Here is a 16,343-nt window from a genome sequence, read left to right as displayed (position 1 = left end):
GGTTCCTGGGACCAGACGGCCGTTGGCGTTGGGGGCACAGGTTGGGCAGGCTCGCGTCGGCGTACGGGCAGGCGGTCAACTCCCACCGGGCGGCCCGGGCGCACCTGGACACGGCCCGGAGCGCGCTCGGCACGGCAGAGACTGTCGTCGCGCCGGTCGGCGGCGATGAGCTGGTGGCCCGCCTCGCCCGCCTCGGCGGCACCCTGGCCACTCCCGCCCCGGGCGCCACGCCGCTGACCGACGAGCCGACCGCGGTGCGGATCGGCGAGGCGTCCACCTCGGACGGCGGCTTCCCGGTGCTGGTCCCGCTCGGCGGCGGCCACCACCTGGCCCTGGACACCGATGCCCGGGACCCACAGGTCGCCGGGCTGCTGCGGGCGCTGGTGCTGCGACTGGTCGCCACCGCACCGCCCGGTCAGGTCCGGGTCGCCGGCCTCGACACCGCCGCGCTGGGCGCCACCTTCGGCCCGTTGCGCCCCTGCTCGACGCCGGGGTGCTCGACCCGCCGGCCACCGGCGAGGCCGAGGTGGCCGCGCTGCTGGACGCCGCCGAGCAGCACGCCCGCGCCGCGCAGCACGGCCAGCCCGCCGCCCGGCCCCTGCTGGTGGTGGTCGCCACCGCCGCGCCCCCGCCGCGCGAGCTGGCCCGGCTCGCCGCGCTCACCCACGCCGGCCCGGCCGCCGCCGTCTGCGTGCTGCTCGCCGGTCACCCGTCCCGGTTGCCCGGCGAGACCGCGCCGCCGCTGGGCGGCACCACCGCAGTGCGACTCCATCAGGGGTACGCGTACGTCGGTGACCCGCCCGGCCTGCCGTTCAGCGCCGACGGCAGCGGGCTCGCCGCACCCGTCCTGCTCGACGGCGACCCGCCGCCCGCCTCGGTACGCGCGCTCGCCGAGCACCTCGGCACCGCCACCCGTCGCGCCGACGCGTTGCCCTTCACGGATCTGCTGCCCGAGCGGCGCTGGGCCGAGTCCGCCGGCAACGGTCTACGGACGGTGATCGGCCGAGCCGGCGCGGTCCCGCTGACGCTCGCCTTCGACGACGCCACCCCGCACTGGCTGGTCGGCGGGCGCACCGGTGCTGGCAAGACGGTCTTCCTCCTCGACGTCCTCTACGGGCTGGCCGCCCGCTACTCGCCGGCCGAGTTGCAGCTCTACCTGCTCGACTTCAAGGAGGGCGTGAGTTTCACCGAGTTCGTGCCCACCGGTCGGGACCCGTCCTGGCTGCCGCACGCCCGTGCGGTCGGCATCGAATCCGACCGCGAGTACGGTCTCGCCGTGCTGCGTGAGCTGCGCCGGGAGGCACAGCGCCGGGCCACCGCACTCAAACGACACGGCGTCACCAAGCTCGCCGACCTGCCCCGGGACAATCCGCTGCCGCGCATCGTGGCGGTCATCGACGAGTTCCACGTGCTGCTCGCCGGCAACGACGCGCTGGCCCGCGAGTCCGTCGACCTACTGGAGGAGTTGGCCCGCAAGGGCCGCTCGTACGGCATCCACCTGGTGTTGGCGAGCCAGAGCATGACCGGCATCGAGGCCCTCTACGGGCGGGCCGAGGCGATCTTCGGGCAGTTCGCGTTGCGGGTGGCGCTGCCCGGCGGCGGCGGGGTGCTCGATCAGCTCAACGACGCCGCCGCGGCCTGCCGGTCGGCTCCGCCGTGGTCAACACCGCCGCCGGCGCGGTCGGCGCCGACACCGTGCTGCGTTTCCCCGACGCGCACGCCGCCGCCGCGGACCTCGCCGCGTTGCGCCACGAGTTGTGGCAGGCCCGCCCGCCGGGCTCGCGGGCACCGGCGGTCTTCAAGGGGTACGAGGCTGCGCGGGTCGAGGACGACCCCACCTTCGCCGGGCTGCGCCCCGGTGGCCGGCGCCCGATGGCCCTGGTCGGCCGGACGGTCGACGTGGACGGCACCACCGCGTTGTTCCTGATGGACACCACCCCCGGCCGGCACCTCGCCGTGGTGGGCACCGCACCGACCGGCGCGGACGTGCTGCGCGCCGCGACGTTGAGTCTGGCCCGCCAGCACACCCCCGGTGACGCCCGGTTCCAGCTGGCCTCCCTGGTGACCGCCGCCGACGCGGTCGCCGACGACACCGAAACCGTCCTACGAGCCGCCGGCCACCCGGTGCAGCGGCTCGACGCGGCCGGTCTGCGCGACCGGATCGCCACGCTGGCCGCCGAGCCCGACGGCCGCGAATACCTGGTGGTGTTCGGCATGGACGCCGCGGCGCCGATCCTCGGGGCCACCGACCCGGGCACGTTCCGCTCCGGCCTGGACGACCTGCGCACACTCCTGCGCCAGGGCCCCGGGCAGGGGGTGCACCTGCTCGGTTGGTGGCGTGGGCTGCGCCGACTCGCCGACGACCTCGGTGGCAGCCAGAACCGCGACGACGTCGCCTGCATGGTCGCGCTCAACGTGCCCGGGGCCGAGCTGGCCCTGCACCTCGGGACGCACGACCTGACCTACACGCCCCGCGCCGATCGGGCGCTGCTGATCGACCGGCACGACCAGCGCACACGGCTGATCGTCCCGTTCGTCGGCGACGGGCACGAGCTGGACGGGGAACGGTGACAGTGTCCTTCGAGGAGTACGCGGCGCTGGCCCGACAGCTCTCCGAGCGGCACCGCGCCGGTGAGCAGCACGCCGCCGCCGAGTCCGCGCGCCGCCGGGACCTGCACGCCGCCGCCGACTACCTCCAGCAGAGGCTGACTGCCCAGGGGCAGCGCCTCGACCAGCTCGGCCGCGCAATCGGCATCGACCAGCCATCCCCGCCTCCTGGCTCAGGCCCTGCCTCTGGTCCTGGCCAGGGGACGGCGGCGCCGGGCGAGGCCACCACTTGGCCCGGCCCACCGTCCGGCCCCGGTTCGGCCTCCGCTGCCGACTCCGGCTCCATGCCGGCTGCCGGCTCGGACTCTGGCTCGGTGTCGGCTGCCGGTTCTGGTTCGGGCTTCGCTGCGGGGTTCGGCCCCTCTACCGCACCCGGAACGGGGGACGGGGCATCCGCCGGCGCAGCCGCGCCGGGGCGGGCGGGGGTCGGGGCGTACCCCCGGTTGCCGGCGGGGGAGGCGCGGCTGGCGCTGCCGACGGCGGTGAGCCCGGCGGGCGTCGGGGTGCCGGCGCAGCGCGCGGCGCCGGCCGACCCGGCGGTGGAGTTGGAGCTGGCCCGGCGGATGGCCGACGAGGCCGACCGGCACGGGCAGCAGGCGGAGGTGCTGGCCCAGCGTCCGGCGCTCCTGCCGACGTGGTCACCGCTGGCCCGGGCGGTCGCCGTCTACGCCGGGTGCGGGGCTGCCGCCGGGGTGCTCGTGCTGGCCCTGGTGCTCGCCTCCGGGGTCGGCCTGGTCGACGGGTTCACCCTCGGAGCGTGGATCTGTGCGGGGCTGCCGGCGGTGGCGTTCTTCGGCGGGTACCTGGTGCTGGGCCGATGGGGGAGACCCGCCATGGTCGCCGGCACCCCGCCGCGTTACCTGCCGCTCGGGTTCCTGATCTGCTTCCTGCTGGTGCCGATGGCCTACTGCGCCTACCTGCTGCTGGTCCGCGGCCTACGCTGACCCGTCTGATGGCGTCGGCGCGACCAACCTGTGCATCAGGCCGTGCCACCAGCGTCGGCCAGTCGGGTGGCGATCGTGGCGAGGTCGCGGGCCGGCCCGGTCAGGGCGCGGCCCCTGGGATAGACCAACCGCAGGGTGCGGTTCAGGTCGAGGTCGATGACCGGCACCGGATGCAGTGTCCCTGCCGCGATCTCGCCGGCCACCACCAGTGAGCTGAGTACCGCCGGAGCGACGCCTTCCAGGACGGCGGCCTTGATCGCGGTGGTCGACGACAGTTGCAGCACCGGGGGCGCGAGGGTGAGGCCAGCCTGTCGGGACAGGGCGTGTTCGAGGTGACGCCGGGTGCCCGAGCCCTCCTCCCGGCTGACCAGGGAGGTGGCGGCCAACTCCGGCGGGGTGATTCCCGACCGCCGGCGGGCCCACGGGTGGCGGCCGACGACGATGACGGTCAGCGTGTCCCGGGCCACGGTTCGACTCTGTAGCCCAGTGGGGACCTCCGGGCTCTCGATGAAGCCGAGCGCAACCGCGCCGCCCAGCACCGCCGCGGCGACCTCGTCGGAGTTGCCGGTGGTCAACGAGACCGACATGGCGGGTGCGGTGCTGTGCAGCGCGGCGAGCCACCGGGGCAGCAGATACTCCGCGATGGTGAGGCTCGCGGCGACCGGGAGCAGACTGTCCCGCGCGACGCGCAGCGAGGTGAGCCCGGCTTCCAGCGCGGCGGCGGCGTCCACCGCGGTACGCGCCCACTCCGCCACCAGTGCCCCCTCGCGGGTGAGCTGCGAGCCCCGCGCCGAGCGCTGTAGCAACGCGACGCCCAGCCGGCTTTCCAAGCCACGAATGCGGGCGCTGGCGGACGGCTGGCTGATGCGGTGCGCGCGGGCCGCCGCACCGACGCTCCCCAGATGCGCCACGGACAGCAGCAGGTCGAACGCGGCGAGGTCGGCGACCCGACTGGGAAGGGGCATAGGCCCAGTCTATGGATGTATCAGGAGATAACCCCTGGTTGATCGTGCGTGCCGGAGTGAGTGTGGTGACATGACCACGCTCCTCCCCGCCTCACCGGACGCCCCACCGGCCGCCGGCCCCGCCCCGGTACGGCTGGCCGGAGGGCTGCTCCGCGACCTGGAGCACCCGTCGCAGCTCTTCGGCAACCTGGGCCCGAACTGGTACGCGTCGATCATGGGGACCGGCATCGTGGCGAACGCCGCCGCCACACTGCCCGTGCACGTGGCGGGGCTGCGGGCCGCCGCCACCGTCGTGTGGGCGCTGGCCGCCCTCCTGCTCGTCGCGCTGACTGCCGCCTGGGCGGTGCACTGGACCCGCCATCCCGCGACGGCGCGGAGCTACGCGGAGAACCCTGTGTTGGCCCAGTTCTGGGGAGCCCCCGCGATGGCGCTCCTGACGGTCGGCGCGGGCACCCTCATCCTGGGCCGGGACTGGATCGGCCTGCCCGCCGCGCTCGCCGTGGACACCGTGCTGTGGGTCGGCGGCACCATCCTGGGCCTCGCCACCAGCGCCTGGATCCCGTACAAGATGATGACCAGCCACCGCATCGCGCCGGACGCGGCGTTCGGCGGATGGCTGATGCCGGTGGTACCGCCGATGGTGTCCGCCGCGACGGGAGCGCTGCTCGTCCCGTACGCGCCGGCCGGCCAGATCCGGCTCACCCTGCTGCTCACCTGCTACGCCATGTTCGGCATCAGCCTCTTCGCCACTCTGATCATCGTCGGCCAGATCTGGCAGCGGCTCGTCCACCACGGGATCGGCCCCGCCGCCATGGTGCCCACGCTCTGGATCGTCCTCGGACCACTGGGGCAGTCGGTGACCGCCGCCAACCTGCTCGGCAACGCCGCGCCCCTCGCGCTGCCCGCACCCTACGGGTCGGCCGCACAGGCGCTGGCCCTCTTCTACGGCCTGCCCACCTGGGGATTCGCCATGATGTGGCTGGCGATCGCCGCCGCGGTGACGGTCCGCACCGCCCGAGCGCGCCTGCCGTTCTCGCTCACCTGGTGGAGCTTCACCTTCCCGTTCGGCACCGTCGTCACCGGCACGAGTGGCCTCGCGCTGCGGACCGATGCCGTGCTCTTCCGGTGGGCCGCGGTGGCCGGCTACGTGCTGCTGGTCGCCGCCTGGCTGACCGTGGCGTCGCGTACCGCGCGGGAGTCGGCCCGGGGCCGGATCTTCCTGCCGCCCTCAGTTTCCTGATCGGCTCTCGGTGAGACCCTCGTCCTCGAGCAGGCTGAGCAGCAACACTGTCTGGGCGACGATCGCCGCCGCGCTGCCCGGCACCGGTGGACGCTCACCGACCGCCGCCCAGACCAGGGCCTCGGCCAGGGCCGGCTCGACGTCGCGCCCGGTGGCGTCGTAGCGTTCCCGGACGGATGCCACGAACCGGATCACCGGCGCCCGATCCTGCCCGGCGACGAACCGCCGCCGCACCGCGACCAGCAAAGCCCCGGCGAGCAGATCCGCGTACCGGCCTCGCCGATCATGGAGTTGTGGTGGGCGACGAAGTAACCGTTATAGCGACAATTAAGGCACCACGCCTCCATGATCGGCGGGCACCGGTCTGCGCCCTTCCGCGATCTTGCAGTTGCTGCCTCGACGTAGGGGGCATTCCACGCATCTCGGCGACCGAAACTGCAAGATCGGCGCGGGGCGCGGGGCGCGGGGACCGTGCGAGCACGTGGTCGCGCTGGGTGCGTGGATCTCGTACGCTCCCATGTGGTCTCCGCCGGTGCGGTGGTGGAGGCGATGGTCGACCAGGGGGAGGTGCGCGTGAGCGCAGCACAGATCATCGCGAGGTTGGCGGCGGCGTCGCAGAAGCTGGACGAGGCGAAGGCCAAGACCGCGGCGGCAGCGCAGGATGCGGCCGAGGCGCGGGCGCTCGTCGCCGGAGCGCTGGAGGGTGTGGCCGCCGGTCCGCTGGTCGGCATGATCGATGCGTACCGTCAGGCGCTCGCGCAGGCGTCCCAGGGCGGCGACCCGGCCAAGCAGCATGTGCAGGAGACGATCGCCAAGGTCCGAGCGCTGGGAAATTGACCACGGGTGGTGGCAGCGCAGCCCACCAGCCACCCGCGGCGGTCAACGTCACCTTGCGACCGTCGGTTCCACATGTTCAGCGGGTGATGCGGAACGTCTGTTCGAATTGCGGGTAGTCACAGACGTCCTGGTTGCACAGCTCGAAACCTCCGCTGATCAGCGCCACACCCTTGTGGAGGACCAGCCCGCCGCCCTCTACCCAGGCCCGCCCTTGCACGGCTTGAGGCTCGCCCGTGCAGCTGTTGAGAGGCGCCCAGCCGCCCGCGTAGGCGACCCTGTTGCCGGACCGCTGCCTGATGATCAGCTCAGTCGCGCCGGACATGCCGGCCGGGCAGGTCACGGTGAGGGTGACGTCCACGGCGACGCCTCGCGCGACGAGGGTCGCGGACGTGACCTCGACGCTACTTGCCGCGCTTGCTGGCGTCGGCGCCAGCATCGCGAAGAGTGACAGGCCGAGCAGTGCGATGGTGGTGATGATGCGGCGCACAAGGTCCTCCTTGCCGGAGTGGGTGCTTACCTGCGGTCACCATAACCCTGCCCGACACTGACGAATATCAATTGATGGTGGATTCTTCCCGAGGTGCCCGTTCGACGACGACGAGGGGGATCTCGCGGTCGGTGTCCTTCTGGTAGCGGGCGTACGTCGGGAAGACCTTCGTCATCACCGGCCACAGCCGGACCTTCTCCTCGGCCGTCGCCGTCCGGGCCCGACCGGCGAACCGCTCCGCGCCGACCTGGATCTCCACCGACGGGTCGGCGCTCAGGTTCAGATACCAGGCAGGATGGTTGCCCGCGCCCCCGTTGGACGCCACCAGCAGGTGGTTGTCGCCGTCGCGGCCGTACATGAGCGCGGTGCGGCGCAGCTTGCCCGAGCGGCGTCCGCGCGTGGTGAGCAGCAGCGAGGGTACGCCGTGGAAGGTGCCACCATCGGCGCCGTCGGTCTCCACGTAGCGCCGGATGTGGCTGGCGACCCAGCCGACCGGGCTGTCCTCGATCGTCTCGTGCTGCTCCTGCGCGGTCACGCCATCGCCTCCATCGTCGAGCCCGAGCGGTCGATCGGACGTGTCGATCATAAGTAGAGTGCCGCCGATGCGCATGGCGCTGGCCCTTCAGTCGGGACAGGCGGTGAGCGGAGGGCGGACGGGAACGTCAACCGCGTGAGCGCGGCAGGCAGCACTTCTTGTACTTGGCATCCGATCCGCACCAGCAGGTGTCGTTGCGGCCCGGCGGCCAGGTTGTCACGCCGGTCTCGTCGAGGCTGTCGGCGTACTCGTCGAGGGTTTCCTCGCTGGTGGGGTCGCTGCCGGTGCGTTCGGCGAAGGCTGCCAGCCCGGCGACGGAGCCGACGACCACGCCCAGGTCGGCGCCACCCAGCCCGGATGCCTCGACGAGGGTGCGTTCGATCTGGGCCCGGTGCTCGTCCCAGGTGACGGGGTAGCTGTCGACGAGAGTGGGCCAGCACGTCAGCAGCGCGTTGAACTCCGCCTGCGGCCAGAACAGCAGGGTCGCCGGGCCGTCGTCGAGCGCGTCGAGCGCGTGGTCGCTCGCGGCGCGCAGCCGGTCGGCGAGGTTGTCGTACTCGTCGTGCGTCAGGCCCATCTCCTCGCGGAGGTCGTGCCGCCCCTGTGCCAGGCCGTAGATCATGGCTGCGGCCTCGTCCTGCGCGTCCTCGGATTCGTGCTCCTGGTTGCGGGTCCGTTCCAGGATGGCGTCCAGCGCGGCGGTCAGCCACTCCAGCGCCGTCTCGGTGTGGCCGGCCTCCACCAGGTCGTCGATGAGGTACGTGGCCTCGGGGTCGGTCTCCAACAGCGGGCGCAGGGCGGTCAGCTCGGCCATGCCCTCGTCCTCGCGGCCGAGGCGCAGCAGCAGGCCACCGCGCACCGACCGGGCGTACGCGTCGTCGTTCGGCTGTTCGGCGATGGCGCGGGTGGCCAGGGCGAGCGCGTCGGCCAGGTCGCCCGCCTGCGTCAGGATGTCCACGGCGACCAGCAGGGCGTACCCGGTGTCGTCCGGGTCCGCGACCCGCCCCTCGTCGACGGCGCCCACCAGTTCGGCGACCAACGCGGCGGGGTCCGGGCTCTCGGATCCCAGGGCGCCGATCTCTTCGATGCGGTCGGCGGTCAGCAGTTCGGACATGGGCGCATCCTGAAGGCGACGAATGGTGGACGGGGAAGCGGCCAGCGTACTCCCGAACACGCCGGGGCCCGGGCGGCGAACCGCCCGGGCCGCAGCGCGGGTCAGCGGGTCGCTGGCATGGTGGCGAACTCGCCGGCTAGCTCCGACTCGACGATCGTCGCGGCGGACGGCCGGCGACCGGCCGACGCCCGCCGGGCGGACGGGACGGCGAGGGCCGCGAGCGCGGCGGCCAGGGCGATCGCCGTGAGGACGAGAAACCCGGTCGTGAAGCCGGCCTCCCGGGGCAGGCCGTTGGCTTGCGGGTTCGCGGTGATCACGCCGCTGACCACGGCGGCGCCGATCGCGCCTCCGATGGTGCGGATGTTGGCGTTCATGCCGGTCGCCACGCCGGTCTGGCTGGCGGGCACGCTGCCGACGATCAGGTTGGCCATCGAGGCGAAGGCCAGGCCGATGCCGAGGCCGACCAGGCCACCGGCGAGGGCGACCTCCCAGCGGGTGTCGTGCGCGGTGGCGAGCATCGCGGAGGCGGCCACGTTGAACGTGGCACCGGTGGCGAGCTGCGCCTTGGCGCTGAAGACGGCCTGCAGGCGGCCGGCGACGAGACCGGCGACGAACATCGCGACGAGCATCGGCAGCATGAGCAGACCGGCCTGGCTGATGCTGGCGCCGAAGCCGTAGCCGGCGACGGTCGGGGTCTGCACGAACTGCGGGAGGAACGCGTACACGGAGAACATCGACGCGCCGTAGAGCAGGGCGACCAGGTTGGTGGTCCAGACGCCGGGCAGGCGCATCATCCGCATGTCGATCAGCGGGTTGGGTGAGCGCACCTCGGTGACCAGCCAACCGACCAGCAGCACCACGGCGAGCGCCAGCAGGCCGAGCACCCGGGGGGAGGTCCAGCCCCAGGCCACGCCCTGGCTGATCGGCAGCAGCAGTGCGACCAGCCAGCCGGAGAGCAGCAGGGTGGCGCGCCAGTCGATGCGTCCGGGGGTACGGACCGGTGACTCGGGGACGAAGAGGTGGGCGGCGACGGCGGTCAGCCCGACCACGACCATCGGGATCCAGAACAGCCACCGGTAGTCCAACGCGGTGACGATCGGGCCGGCCAGCACGATGCCCAGGCCACCGCCTGCGGCGACGATCGCCGAGATGGCGGCGACGGCGGAGGAGACACGCGCGGCCGGGAACTCGTCGCGAATGATGCCGAACGACAGCGGGAAGACCGCTCCGCCGATGCCCTGCACGACCCGGGCGATGATGAGGACGCCGATGTTCGGCGCGATGGCGGCCAGCAGGCAGCCGAGGGCGAGCGCGGCGAGCGAGACGACCAGCATCCGCTCCTTGCCCACCATGTCGCCGACCCGTCCGAGGATCGGCGTGAAGATCGACGCGGAGAGCAGGTAGGCGGTCAGGACCCAGGTCACGGTGTTCTGAGAGGTGTGCATGTCCTGCTGGATGGTCGGTAGCACCGGGGTGATCAGCGACTGGAGCATCGCGAAGAACCCGGCACCGGCCGCGAGCACGGTGAAGGTGAGCCGACGCGAGCTGCGTCGGGAGGTCACTGCCACGAGAGAAAACTCCCTGATTACGTACGGAAGGAGGCATGTCGCCCGTCGTCCGTGACGGGCTGGCTGTCGGTCCGGGCTTGCCTGTCGGGTCCGGGCGATCGGGGTGGCCAGGCGGCGATCGGGCGGGTCCCGAGGTAAGCTAACCGGAGGCAGGCCTCCGGGATTCCGGAGGGGTGCCTCCACTAAGTTAGCGGAGGGGTGCCTCCGGATGCAACCAGGGTGAGGTGACGCACGTCATGACCAGCGCGGGGCAGGTGCCCGAGGTCTTCGCCCAGCGGCCCAAGCGGGCCGATGCGCGGCGTAACTACGACGCCCTGGTCGCAGCGGCCCGCGATGCGTTTGCCGAGAACGGCGCCGCCGCCTCCCTGGAGGACGTGGCCCGACGGGCCGGGGTGGGCATCGGCACGCTCTACCGCAACTTCCCCAGCCGGCGTCACCTGTTCGAGGCCGTGTACGTCGAGGAGGTGCGCGCGCTGAGCCGCTCCGCCGAGGACCTGGCCGGGCTGCCCCCGTGGGACGCGCTCGTCGCCTGGCTGCACCGATTCGTCGCGTACGTCGCCACCAAGCGGGCGCTCGCCGAGCAGTTGCTGCACGACTCCGAGATCTTCAGCAGTTGCCGGACGGAGATCTACGCGGCCGGCGAGCCGCTGATGCGTCGCGCCCAGGCCGCCGGTGTGGTTCGTGACGACGTCGGCTTCGACGACGTGGTGCGGCTGATCAGCGGCCTCACCATGGCCCAGTTCCCGTCACCCGAGCAGCGTGACCGGGTGCTCGGCGTGGCCCTCGACGGTCTGCGCCCCCCAGCCGCCACCCGCTGACCACCGCGTCGCCCGCGTCAGCGGTCGACGAGCAGCAGCCACTCGTCGTCGAGCCGCTCGACAGTGGTGTCCGCCGGCCAGACATGCCCGCCGCCGGCCGCTGCCCGTGCCTGGTCGACCAGCGGTCGTCGGCTGAACTGAGCGCCCTCGAAACTGGCCACGCTGTGAAAGCGAGCCCGGCCGAAGTTCGCGGAGTCCGTGAAACGGGCCTGCTGGAAGAGGGCCTCCGCGCCGAACACCGTCCAGCGGAACAGGGCCATCGCCGCGAACCGGGCCGAGCGAAACTCGGCCAGCCCGCCGAACTCCGTGTGTTCCATGGACAGGCCGCCCTGGAAATTGGACTCGCGGAACGAAGCGCCGTCCACGAATCGGGTGCCGTCGAAGCTTATCGGCTGGTCGAAGGTCGTCCGGCCAAACGATGTCGGGCCGGCAAAGCTGGACCGCCGGCAGGACAGGCCACCGAGGAATCCGGCCCGGTCGAAGCTGGCCTGACCGCCGAAGCGAACATCATCCAACACGACCTCCGCGTCCGCCGTGAGGTCGTCGAAGCGTACGTCGTCAAAGACCGCCGCCCCGAGGCCGAGCCGTCCCCGCGCGGTCGCGCCGACGAAGCTGGTGGCTCCGCTGAACACGGCGCCGGTGAAGTCCGCGTCGACCAGTGTGCAGCCGGCGGCGTCGAAGTCGACCAGCCGGGCGCCGGTCAGGTCCAGTGTGACCTCCGGCCAGTAGGCCGCGTCGTCCGCGCGCAGGTGCCGGGTGAGCACGCGCTGCGCGGTCCGCCGGACCTCAATCTCGCGCGGCTCGTCGTCCGGCGCCGGCATCCGCAGGTACGCGCAGAGCACCGCCACGATCGTCGGCCGCTGCTCCGGATTGTCCTGACCGAGGCGTTCCAGCGCGTGCAGTCCGCCGAGCCGTACCGCCGCGCTGTCGTGACCGAGCAACTCGACCGCCCGGGTGTAGAGCTCGGTCAGCCGGCGCTCCGCCGCGTCGTGCTCGGCCGCCCCGGACTGCCGGTCCTGCTGGCGCTGCGCGGCGTCGGCCACCGATTCGGCGTGCGCCTGCACCCGGTCGCGGTGCGCCTGGTCGCGGGCGGCGACCGCCTCCTGGTGCCGTTGGGACCGCTCGGCGATCCACTGCCGTCGAGCGGCCAGCAGCAGGGCCAGCCCACCGCCGGTGCCGGCGATCACGGTCAGGCCGGTGCGGATCGCGTCGATGCGCAACGTGGCGCGGGTGTCCGGCTGGCTGGCCCGGTCGGCCTCGGTGAGCAGCAGGTCCAGCACCAGCCAACCCAGGGCGGCGGCGAGCAGCAGGCCGACCGGGACCAGCCACCAGGGCAGCACCCGTAGCTGGCGCTCCGGGGGTTCGTCGGCGGCCACGGCCACAGCATGCCATTCGCCGTCCCGGCCCGGGGTGCGCGCATTCGGTCGCGTGTCCGATGTGGAGTGCGACGAATTGCCGGTTTGCGCCCTCGATGGAACAACGGGTTACCGGCGCGTAACAAGCCATTGACGTTTCCAAATTGTTGCGCGCATCATCGTCGCACGGTCGACCGGACACCCCCACCCACCTGCCCGGTTCGCCGGGTGCCTCCCCCCGGAGGTGCAGCCATGCTGCTCCGAAAGACCGTCCTCGTCGTGTCCCTCGCCGCCGCCCTGCTCGCGTCCACGGGCACGGCGACCGCCGCCGCCCCCGCCGATCCCGCCCCGGCCACCAGCGTCCCCGCCCCCGCAGCCCCCGCCGCGGCGGCCCTCGCCGCCGCTGCCGCGGCCAACCCGGTGATCGTGGTCGGTGGGCTCAGCGGTGTCGCCGTCGCGTACGAGCCGATCGCCGCCCGACTGCGCGGCGACGGCTACCGGACCTTCATCTACCAGCTACCCGGGCTGGGCTTCGGCGACATTCCCACCTCGGCCCGCGCGTTCGCCGGCTACGTCGAGCAGGTGCGCGCCAGCACCGGTGCGGCGACCGTGGACGTCGTCGCCCACTCCGAGGGTGGCCTGGTCAGCCGCTACTACCTCAAACGGCTCGGCGGCACCGCCACCATCGGCCGGTACGTCAGCCTCGGCACACCGCACTACGGCACCTACGTCGCCAACATCGTGGCGTTCCTCGGCCTCGGGAGCTGCGCCGGCGTCGTGGCCTGCCAACAGATGACCATCGGCTCGGCTTTCCTCGCCGACCTCAACGCCGGCGACGACACCCCCGGGGCGGTGCGCTACACCACCATCCGAACCCTCCAGGACGAGTTGGTCCGGCCGACCGGGAACGCCGCCGTCAACGACGGCGCGACCAACGTGCTGATCCAGGCGTACTGCCCGTTGCGGGTGGTGGGGCACCTCGGTCTGGTGCTCGACGGTACGGCGTACACCATCGTGCGCGGCGCCCTGGTCGACGGCCCGGTGCGACCCAACTGCCTCGCGCTCTGAACCGGTCCGTGGGTGTGGTTCCGGACGGAGCCACACCCACGGGTGCGCGACGGTGAGTGTCGGTTGGGCGACGTTCCGCCGAAACGGGGTGCCAGACATCAGACCTGCTCGATAGCCTGCTCCGGCTGTCCATTCCCGACAGACGACTCGACCTTTCAGAAGGAGCAGCGCGCATGACCGAGCCGCATACCGTGCCGCCGGAGGGCACCCCGCCGACCGTGCCGCAGCTCGACATCCGGGCCGCCGAACCGCTGGCGGGCGATTCACCACCGTCCACGGGTGGGTTCGCGGACCGGCCACCCGGCTACCCCAGTGCGCTGGTCTGGCTGCGCGCCGGGATTCTGCGGGACTGGCGGGGCGTGCTCGGCGCGTTCGTCGCCACCTGGTTCTACCTGCCGGTCGCGCTGCTCCTGGCGTTCTGGGGCGGCCTCTCCTTCGCCGTCGCGGGGCTCTTCGCCGGTGCGTTCGGCACCGACGACCAGGTGCCCCAGGTGCTGCGCGACGCCCCGCTGATCGGCTCGCTGCTGGAGGCGTTCCTGAGCCGCTCCGGCGGGGTGCTCGGCGGCGTGGTCGGCTTCGTCGTCGGGTTCCTGATCGGCTTCCTCGCCGTGCTGGTGCTGCCCTGGTTGGGCACCACCGGCGATCCTTTCGCGCTGGTCACCGGCCTGGTCGGCACGGTCGTCGCGGCGGCGCTGATCGGTGTTCTCTACACGCTCTACCGGGTGCTGCTGGAACCGCGCCTGCTGGTGGTCTCCGGTGCCCGCCAGCCCAGCCGCCGCGAGTACGCGCGGCTGCGCCCCGTGCTGGACGACTGCGCCCGACGGCTCGGCCTGCCCGCCGTGCCACGGCTGCTCATGGAGGACGACCCCGTCCTGAGCAACGCCCGGACGTACGCCCGGCACGTGGTGGTCACCACCGCCGTGCTGAGCGAACCGGAGGACGAGGTCGCTGCGCTGCTCAGCCACGAGCTGGTGCACTGGCGCACCGGGGACGAGATCACCAGCGCCTTCGTCCGTGGTGTCGGTCTGCCGCTGACCCTCGCACACGCTCTGCCGACCTGGCTGATGCGGACGTTCCCGCACCCGGCCACCAACTTCGTGGTCTTCCTGTTCTTCTGGCCGGTGCTGCTCACCATGCGGTACGTGGTGTTGCCGCTGCACGCCCGCGACGTCCGAGCGGCGGAGTACCGGGCCGACCTCGGTGCGGTGCTCACCGGGCACGTCGACGGGATGCGGCGCGTCCTGGAGCGGCGGCTGTCGTTCGAGACCGGGCGCAGCGGCTGGGACGAGGCAGTCTGCGCCACCCACCCACCGCACGAGCTTCGGCTCGACGCGCTGGACCGGGCGTCGGTGGCCGGTGTGCCCGCCGGAGCGGACGAGCAGGCCCCGGTCACCGCCGAACGGCTGTTCGGCCACTCCGGCCCGGTCGGCACCCGCCGCACCTGGCTGCTGGTCGGTGTTCTCATGCTGGCAGCCTGCGTCGGCACCGGCGGCCTCGGCGTGGTGCAGTGGGCGTTCTTCCGCCCCCAGGCCGCAGTCGACGGATACTTTTCCGCGCTCGCCGACCGGGACAGCGACGCCGCGCTCGGGTTCCTGGCCGATCAGAGCGGCGTCACCGACCGCAAGCTGCTCGCCCAACTGCTGCGCGGCAAGGGCTACCAGCCACCGACCGACGTCGAGATCAGCGAGCTGGAACGCGACGGCGACAGCGCCACCGCCACGGTGGCGTACCGGCTGGCCGGCGAGCGGCGTACCGCCGGTGTCACCCTGCGCCGCGACGACCGCGCCACCGCCGTGCTGTTCCACGGCTGGCAGCTGAGCGGCGGGCTGGTCCCGCTCGACGCCCCCATCGCCGGCCCCGGGGTACGGCTCAACGGGGTGGAGCTGCCGGGCGTCTCCGAGGGTCCCCCGCTGGTGCTGCTGCCCGGCAGCTACACCGCGACCGGCCCGTCCAGCGCGCTCAGCGAGACGCCCACCGAGACCGTGGCGGTCGGCCCGGGGCAGGGTGCGGCCACCCTGCAACTGGCTCCGGTGCTCAAGCCGGCGGCGATCGAGGCCGTCGAGGCCCGGGTGCGCGCCTGGTTGGACGAGTGCGCCAAGCAGACGGTCGTCGCTCCGCCGGGCTGCCCGTTCCGCTACTACGGCAGTAGTACCGCGCAGAAGGTCACCTGGAAGATCCTGGAATACCCGCGGCTCGCCGTCGAGCTGACCGGCCCGGCCACCGCCCAGGTCGCCACGCCGTACGAGACCCAGGGGAAGGTGCAGGTCAGCGGCACCACCACGTACTTCGGCACCAGCTCACCGTTTACCGATGAGGACGCGTTGACCGTCGCGGGCGTCGCCACCGCCGACGGGGACAACGTCACCTTCCGACCCGCCGCCAACTGACCAGGAGAGACCGTGACCGACAGCGACGCCGCCGCCCGGCTGCCCGTCCGGCTGACCATCAACCCCCGGCAGCGGCAGCCGCCGGCGGTCGACCTGCTGACCTGGATTCACCGCCGCCCGGAGTACCGGCCGGTGGTCCGTCAGGCCGGTGGTGGTGGCGGGGGACGGCCGGGTTTCAGCGACGCGGTGATCATCGCGGTGCTGGCCCAGGGGCTGCTTCCGGGGCTGTTCAACCTGTTGCAGTCCTGGGTCGACCAGCAGCGCACCGAAGCCAGCATCCGGATCCAGGCAGGGGACACCGAGGTGGAACTCCAGGTGAGTGGGCGCACCGACTCCGCTCGCCTGCTGGCCCAGGCGACCGAGGCGCTGCGGGCCGCCCGGGAGCCCAGGCCGGACGCCGCCGACTGAACCGACGGCG

General features: G+C 72.8%; 14 protein-coding genes and 1 pseudogene. 8 read left to right on the top strand and 7 right to left on the bottom strand.

What is annotated here, in order from left to right; all coding sequences use genetic code 11:
• The first annotated feature begins 41 nt into the window (after positions 1 to 41).
• A pseudogene (locus tag PCA76_RS32880) lies at positions 42 to 2,571 on the top strand (FtsK/SpoIIIE domain-containing protein).
• Positions 2,568 to 3,551 carry a hypothetical protein gene (locus PCA76_RS23520; protein ID WP_272612641.1) on the top strand — a complete coding sequence of 328 codons (984 nt, stop codon included), beginning with the start codon at positions 2,568 to 2,570 and terminating at the stop codon, positions 3,549 to 3,551. The pseudogene PCA76_RS32880 and the gene PCA76_RS23520 overlap by 4 nt, the downstream one beginning before the upstream one ends.
• Positions 3,552 to 3,586: 35 nt before the next feature.
• Here the strand turns inward: PCA76_RS23520 and PCA76_RS23515 are convergent, their stop codons facing one another.
• Positions 3,587 to 4,516, bottom strand: a complete 930-nt coding sequence (locus PCA76_RS23515; RefSeq protein WP_272612640.1) for a LysR family transcriptional regulator — start codon at positions 4,514 to 4,516, stop codon at positions 3,587 to 3,589.
• A 70-nt stretch (positions 4,517 to 4,586) separates the two neighbouring features.
• Here PCA76_RS23515 and PCA76_RS23510 point away from each other — a divergent pair, with 70 nt between their 5' ends.
• Positions 4,587 to 5,756, top strand: a complete 1,170-nt coding sequence (locus PCA76_RS23510) for a TDT family transporter (protein ID WP_272612639.1) — start codon at positions 4,587 to 4,589, stop codon at positions 5,754 to 5,756.
• Here PCA76_RS23510 and PCA76_RS23505 read toward each other — a convergent pair.
• On the bottom strand, positions 5,745 to 5,990 hold the full coding sequence (locus PCA76_RS23505) for a hypothetical protein (protein WP_272612638.1): 246 nt from the start codon (positions 5,988 to 5,990) through the stop codon (positions 5,745 to 5,747). The two genes, PCA76_RS23510 and PCA76_RS23505, sit on opposite strands and share 12 nt — an antisense overlap.
• 264 nt (positions 5,991 to 6,254) lie before the next feature.
• Here PCA76_RS23505 and PCA76_RS23500 point away from each other — a divergent pair, with 264 nt between their 5' ends.
• Positions 6,255 to 6,593, top strand: coding sequence for a DUF6244 family protein (locus PCA76_RS23500; RefSeq protein ID WP_272612637.1), 339 nt, complete (start codon positions 6,255 to 6,257; stop codon positions 6,591 to 6,593).
• A gap of 76 nt (positions 6,594 to 6,669) precedes the next feature.
• Here the strand turns inward: PCA76_RS23500 and PCA76_RS23495 are convergent, their stop codons facing one another.
• The 4 genes from PCA76_RS23495 to PCA76_RS23480 form a co-directional block, all read right to left on the bottom strand.
• The gene (locus PCA76_RS23495; RefSeq protein WP_272612636.1) at positions 6,670 to 7,080 is read right to left on the bottom strand and encodes a hypothetical protein; all 411 of its coding nucleotides are present in this window, start codon (positions 7,078 to 7,080) and stop codon (positions 6,670 to 6,672) included.
• A 67-nt stretch (positions 7,081 to 7,147) separates the two neighbouring features.
• Positions 7,148 to 7,615, bottom strand: coding sequence for a nitroreductase family deazaflavin-dependent oxidoreductase (locus tag PCA76_RS23490; protein ID WP_272612635.1), 468 nt, complete (start codon positions 7,613 to 7,615; stop codon positions 7,148 to 7,150).
• 127 nt (positions 7,616 to 7,742) lie between these two features.
• A complete protein-coding gene (locus PCA76_RS23485) occupies positions 7,743 to 8,729 on the bottom strand; it encodes an SEC-C domain-containing protein (RefSeq protein ID WP_272612634.1) in 987 nt (328 codons plus the stop codon).
• A gap of 101 nt (positions 8,730 to 8,830) precedes the next feature.
• Positions 8,831 to 10,297 carry an MFS transporter gene (locus tag PCA76_RS23480; protein ID WP_272612633.1) on the bottom strand — a complete coding sequence of 489 codons (1,467 nt, stop codon included), beginning with the start codon at positions 10,295 to 10,297 and terminating at the stop codon, positions 8,831 to 8,833.
• 236 nt (positions 10,298 to 10,533) lie between these two features.
• Between PCA76_RS23480 and PCA76_RS23475 the strand changes: the two genes are divergently transcribed.
• Positions 10,534 to 11,115, top strand: coding sequence for a TetR/AcrR family transcriptional regulator (locus PCA76_RS23475; protein WP_272612632.1), 582 nt, complete (start codon positions 10,534 to 10,536; stop codon positions 11,113 to 11,115).
• A 17-nt stretch (positions 11,116 to 11,132) separates the two neighbouring features.
• Here PCA76_RS23475 and PCA76_RS23470 read toward each other — a convergent pair whose 3' ends face one another.
• Positions 11,133 to 12,491, bottom strand: coding sequence for a pentapeptide repeat-containing protein (locus PCA76_RS23470; protein WP_272612631.1), 1,359 nt, complete (start codon positions 12,489 to 12,491; stop codon positions 11,133 to 11,135).
• A 231-nt stretch (positions 12,492 to 12,722) separates the two neighbouring features.
• Between PCA76_RS23470 and PCA76_RS23465 the strand changes: the two genes are divergently transcribed.
• From PCA76_RS23465 to PCA76_RS23455, 3 genes are all read left to right on the top strand, one after another.
• Positions 12,723 to 13,538: a lipase family alpha/beta hydrolase gene (locus PCA76_RS23465; RefSeq protein WP_272612630.1), complete on the top strand. Its 816-nt coding sequence runs from the start codon at positions 12,723 to 12,725 to the stop codon at positions 13,536 to 13,538.
• A 173-nt stretch (positions 13,539 to 13,711) separates the two neighbouring features.
• Complete coding sequence (locus tag PCA76_RS23460; RefSeq protein WP_272612629.1) at positions 13,712 to 15,925, top strand: M48 family metalloprotease; 2,214 nt, start codon at positions 13,712 to 13,714, stop codon at positions 15,923 to 15,925.
• Positions 15,926 to 15,937: 12 nt separating this feature from the next.
• Positions 15,938 to 16,333 carry an effector-associated constant component EACC1 gene (locus tag PCA76_RS23455; RefSeq protein ID WP_272612628.1) on the top strand — a complete coding sequence of 132 codons (396 nt, stop codon included), beginning with the start codon at positions 15,938 to 15,940 and terminating at the stop codon, positions 16,331 to 16,333.
• Positions 16,334 to 16,343 lie beyond the last annotated feature (10 nt).

This window comes from Micromonospora sp. LH3U1 (genome assembly GCF_028475105.1).
Taxonomy (GTDB): Bacteria; Actinomycetota; Actinomycetes; order Mycobacteriales; family Micromonosporaceae; genus Micromonospora.
The sequence above is the reverse complement of the archived record's forward strand: the minus strand, read 5'-3'. Positions and strand labels throughout refer to the sequence as shown.

Excerpts from the sequence above, each read along its gene's own strand:
- PCA76_RS23465 (WP_272612630.1), top strand. The coding sequence starts at position 12,723 with ATGCTGCTCCGAAAGACCGTCCTCGTCGTGTCCCTCGCCGCCGCCCTG.
- PCA76_RS23485 (WP_272612634.1), bottom strand. The coding sequence starts at position 8,729 with ATGTCCGAACTGCTGACCGCCGACCGCATCGAAGAGATCGGCGCCCTG.
- PCA76_RS23510 (WP_272612639.1), top strand. The coding sequence starts at position 4,587 with ATGACCACGCTCCTCCCCGCCTCACCGGACGCCCCACCGGCCGCCGGC.
- PCA76_RS23515 (WP_272612640.1), bottom strand. The coding sequence starts at position 4,516 with ATGCCCCTTCCCAGTCGGGTCGCCGACCTCGCCGCGTTCGACCTGCTG.
- PCA76_RS23460 (WP_272612629.1), top strand. The coding sequence starts at position 13,712 with ATGACCGAGCCGCATACCGTGCCGCCGGAGGGCACCCCGCCGACCGTG.
- PCA76_RS23475 (WP_272612632.1), top strand. The coding sequence starts at position 10,534 with ATGACCAGCGCGGGGCAGGTGCCCGAGGTCTTCGCCCAGCGGCCCAAG.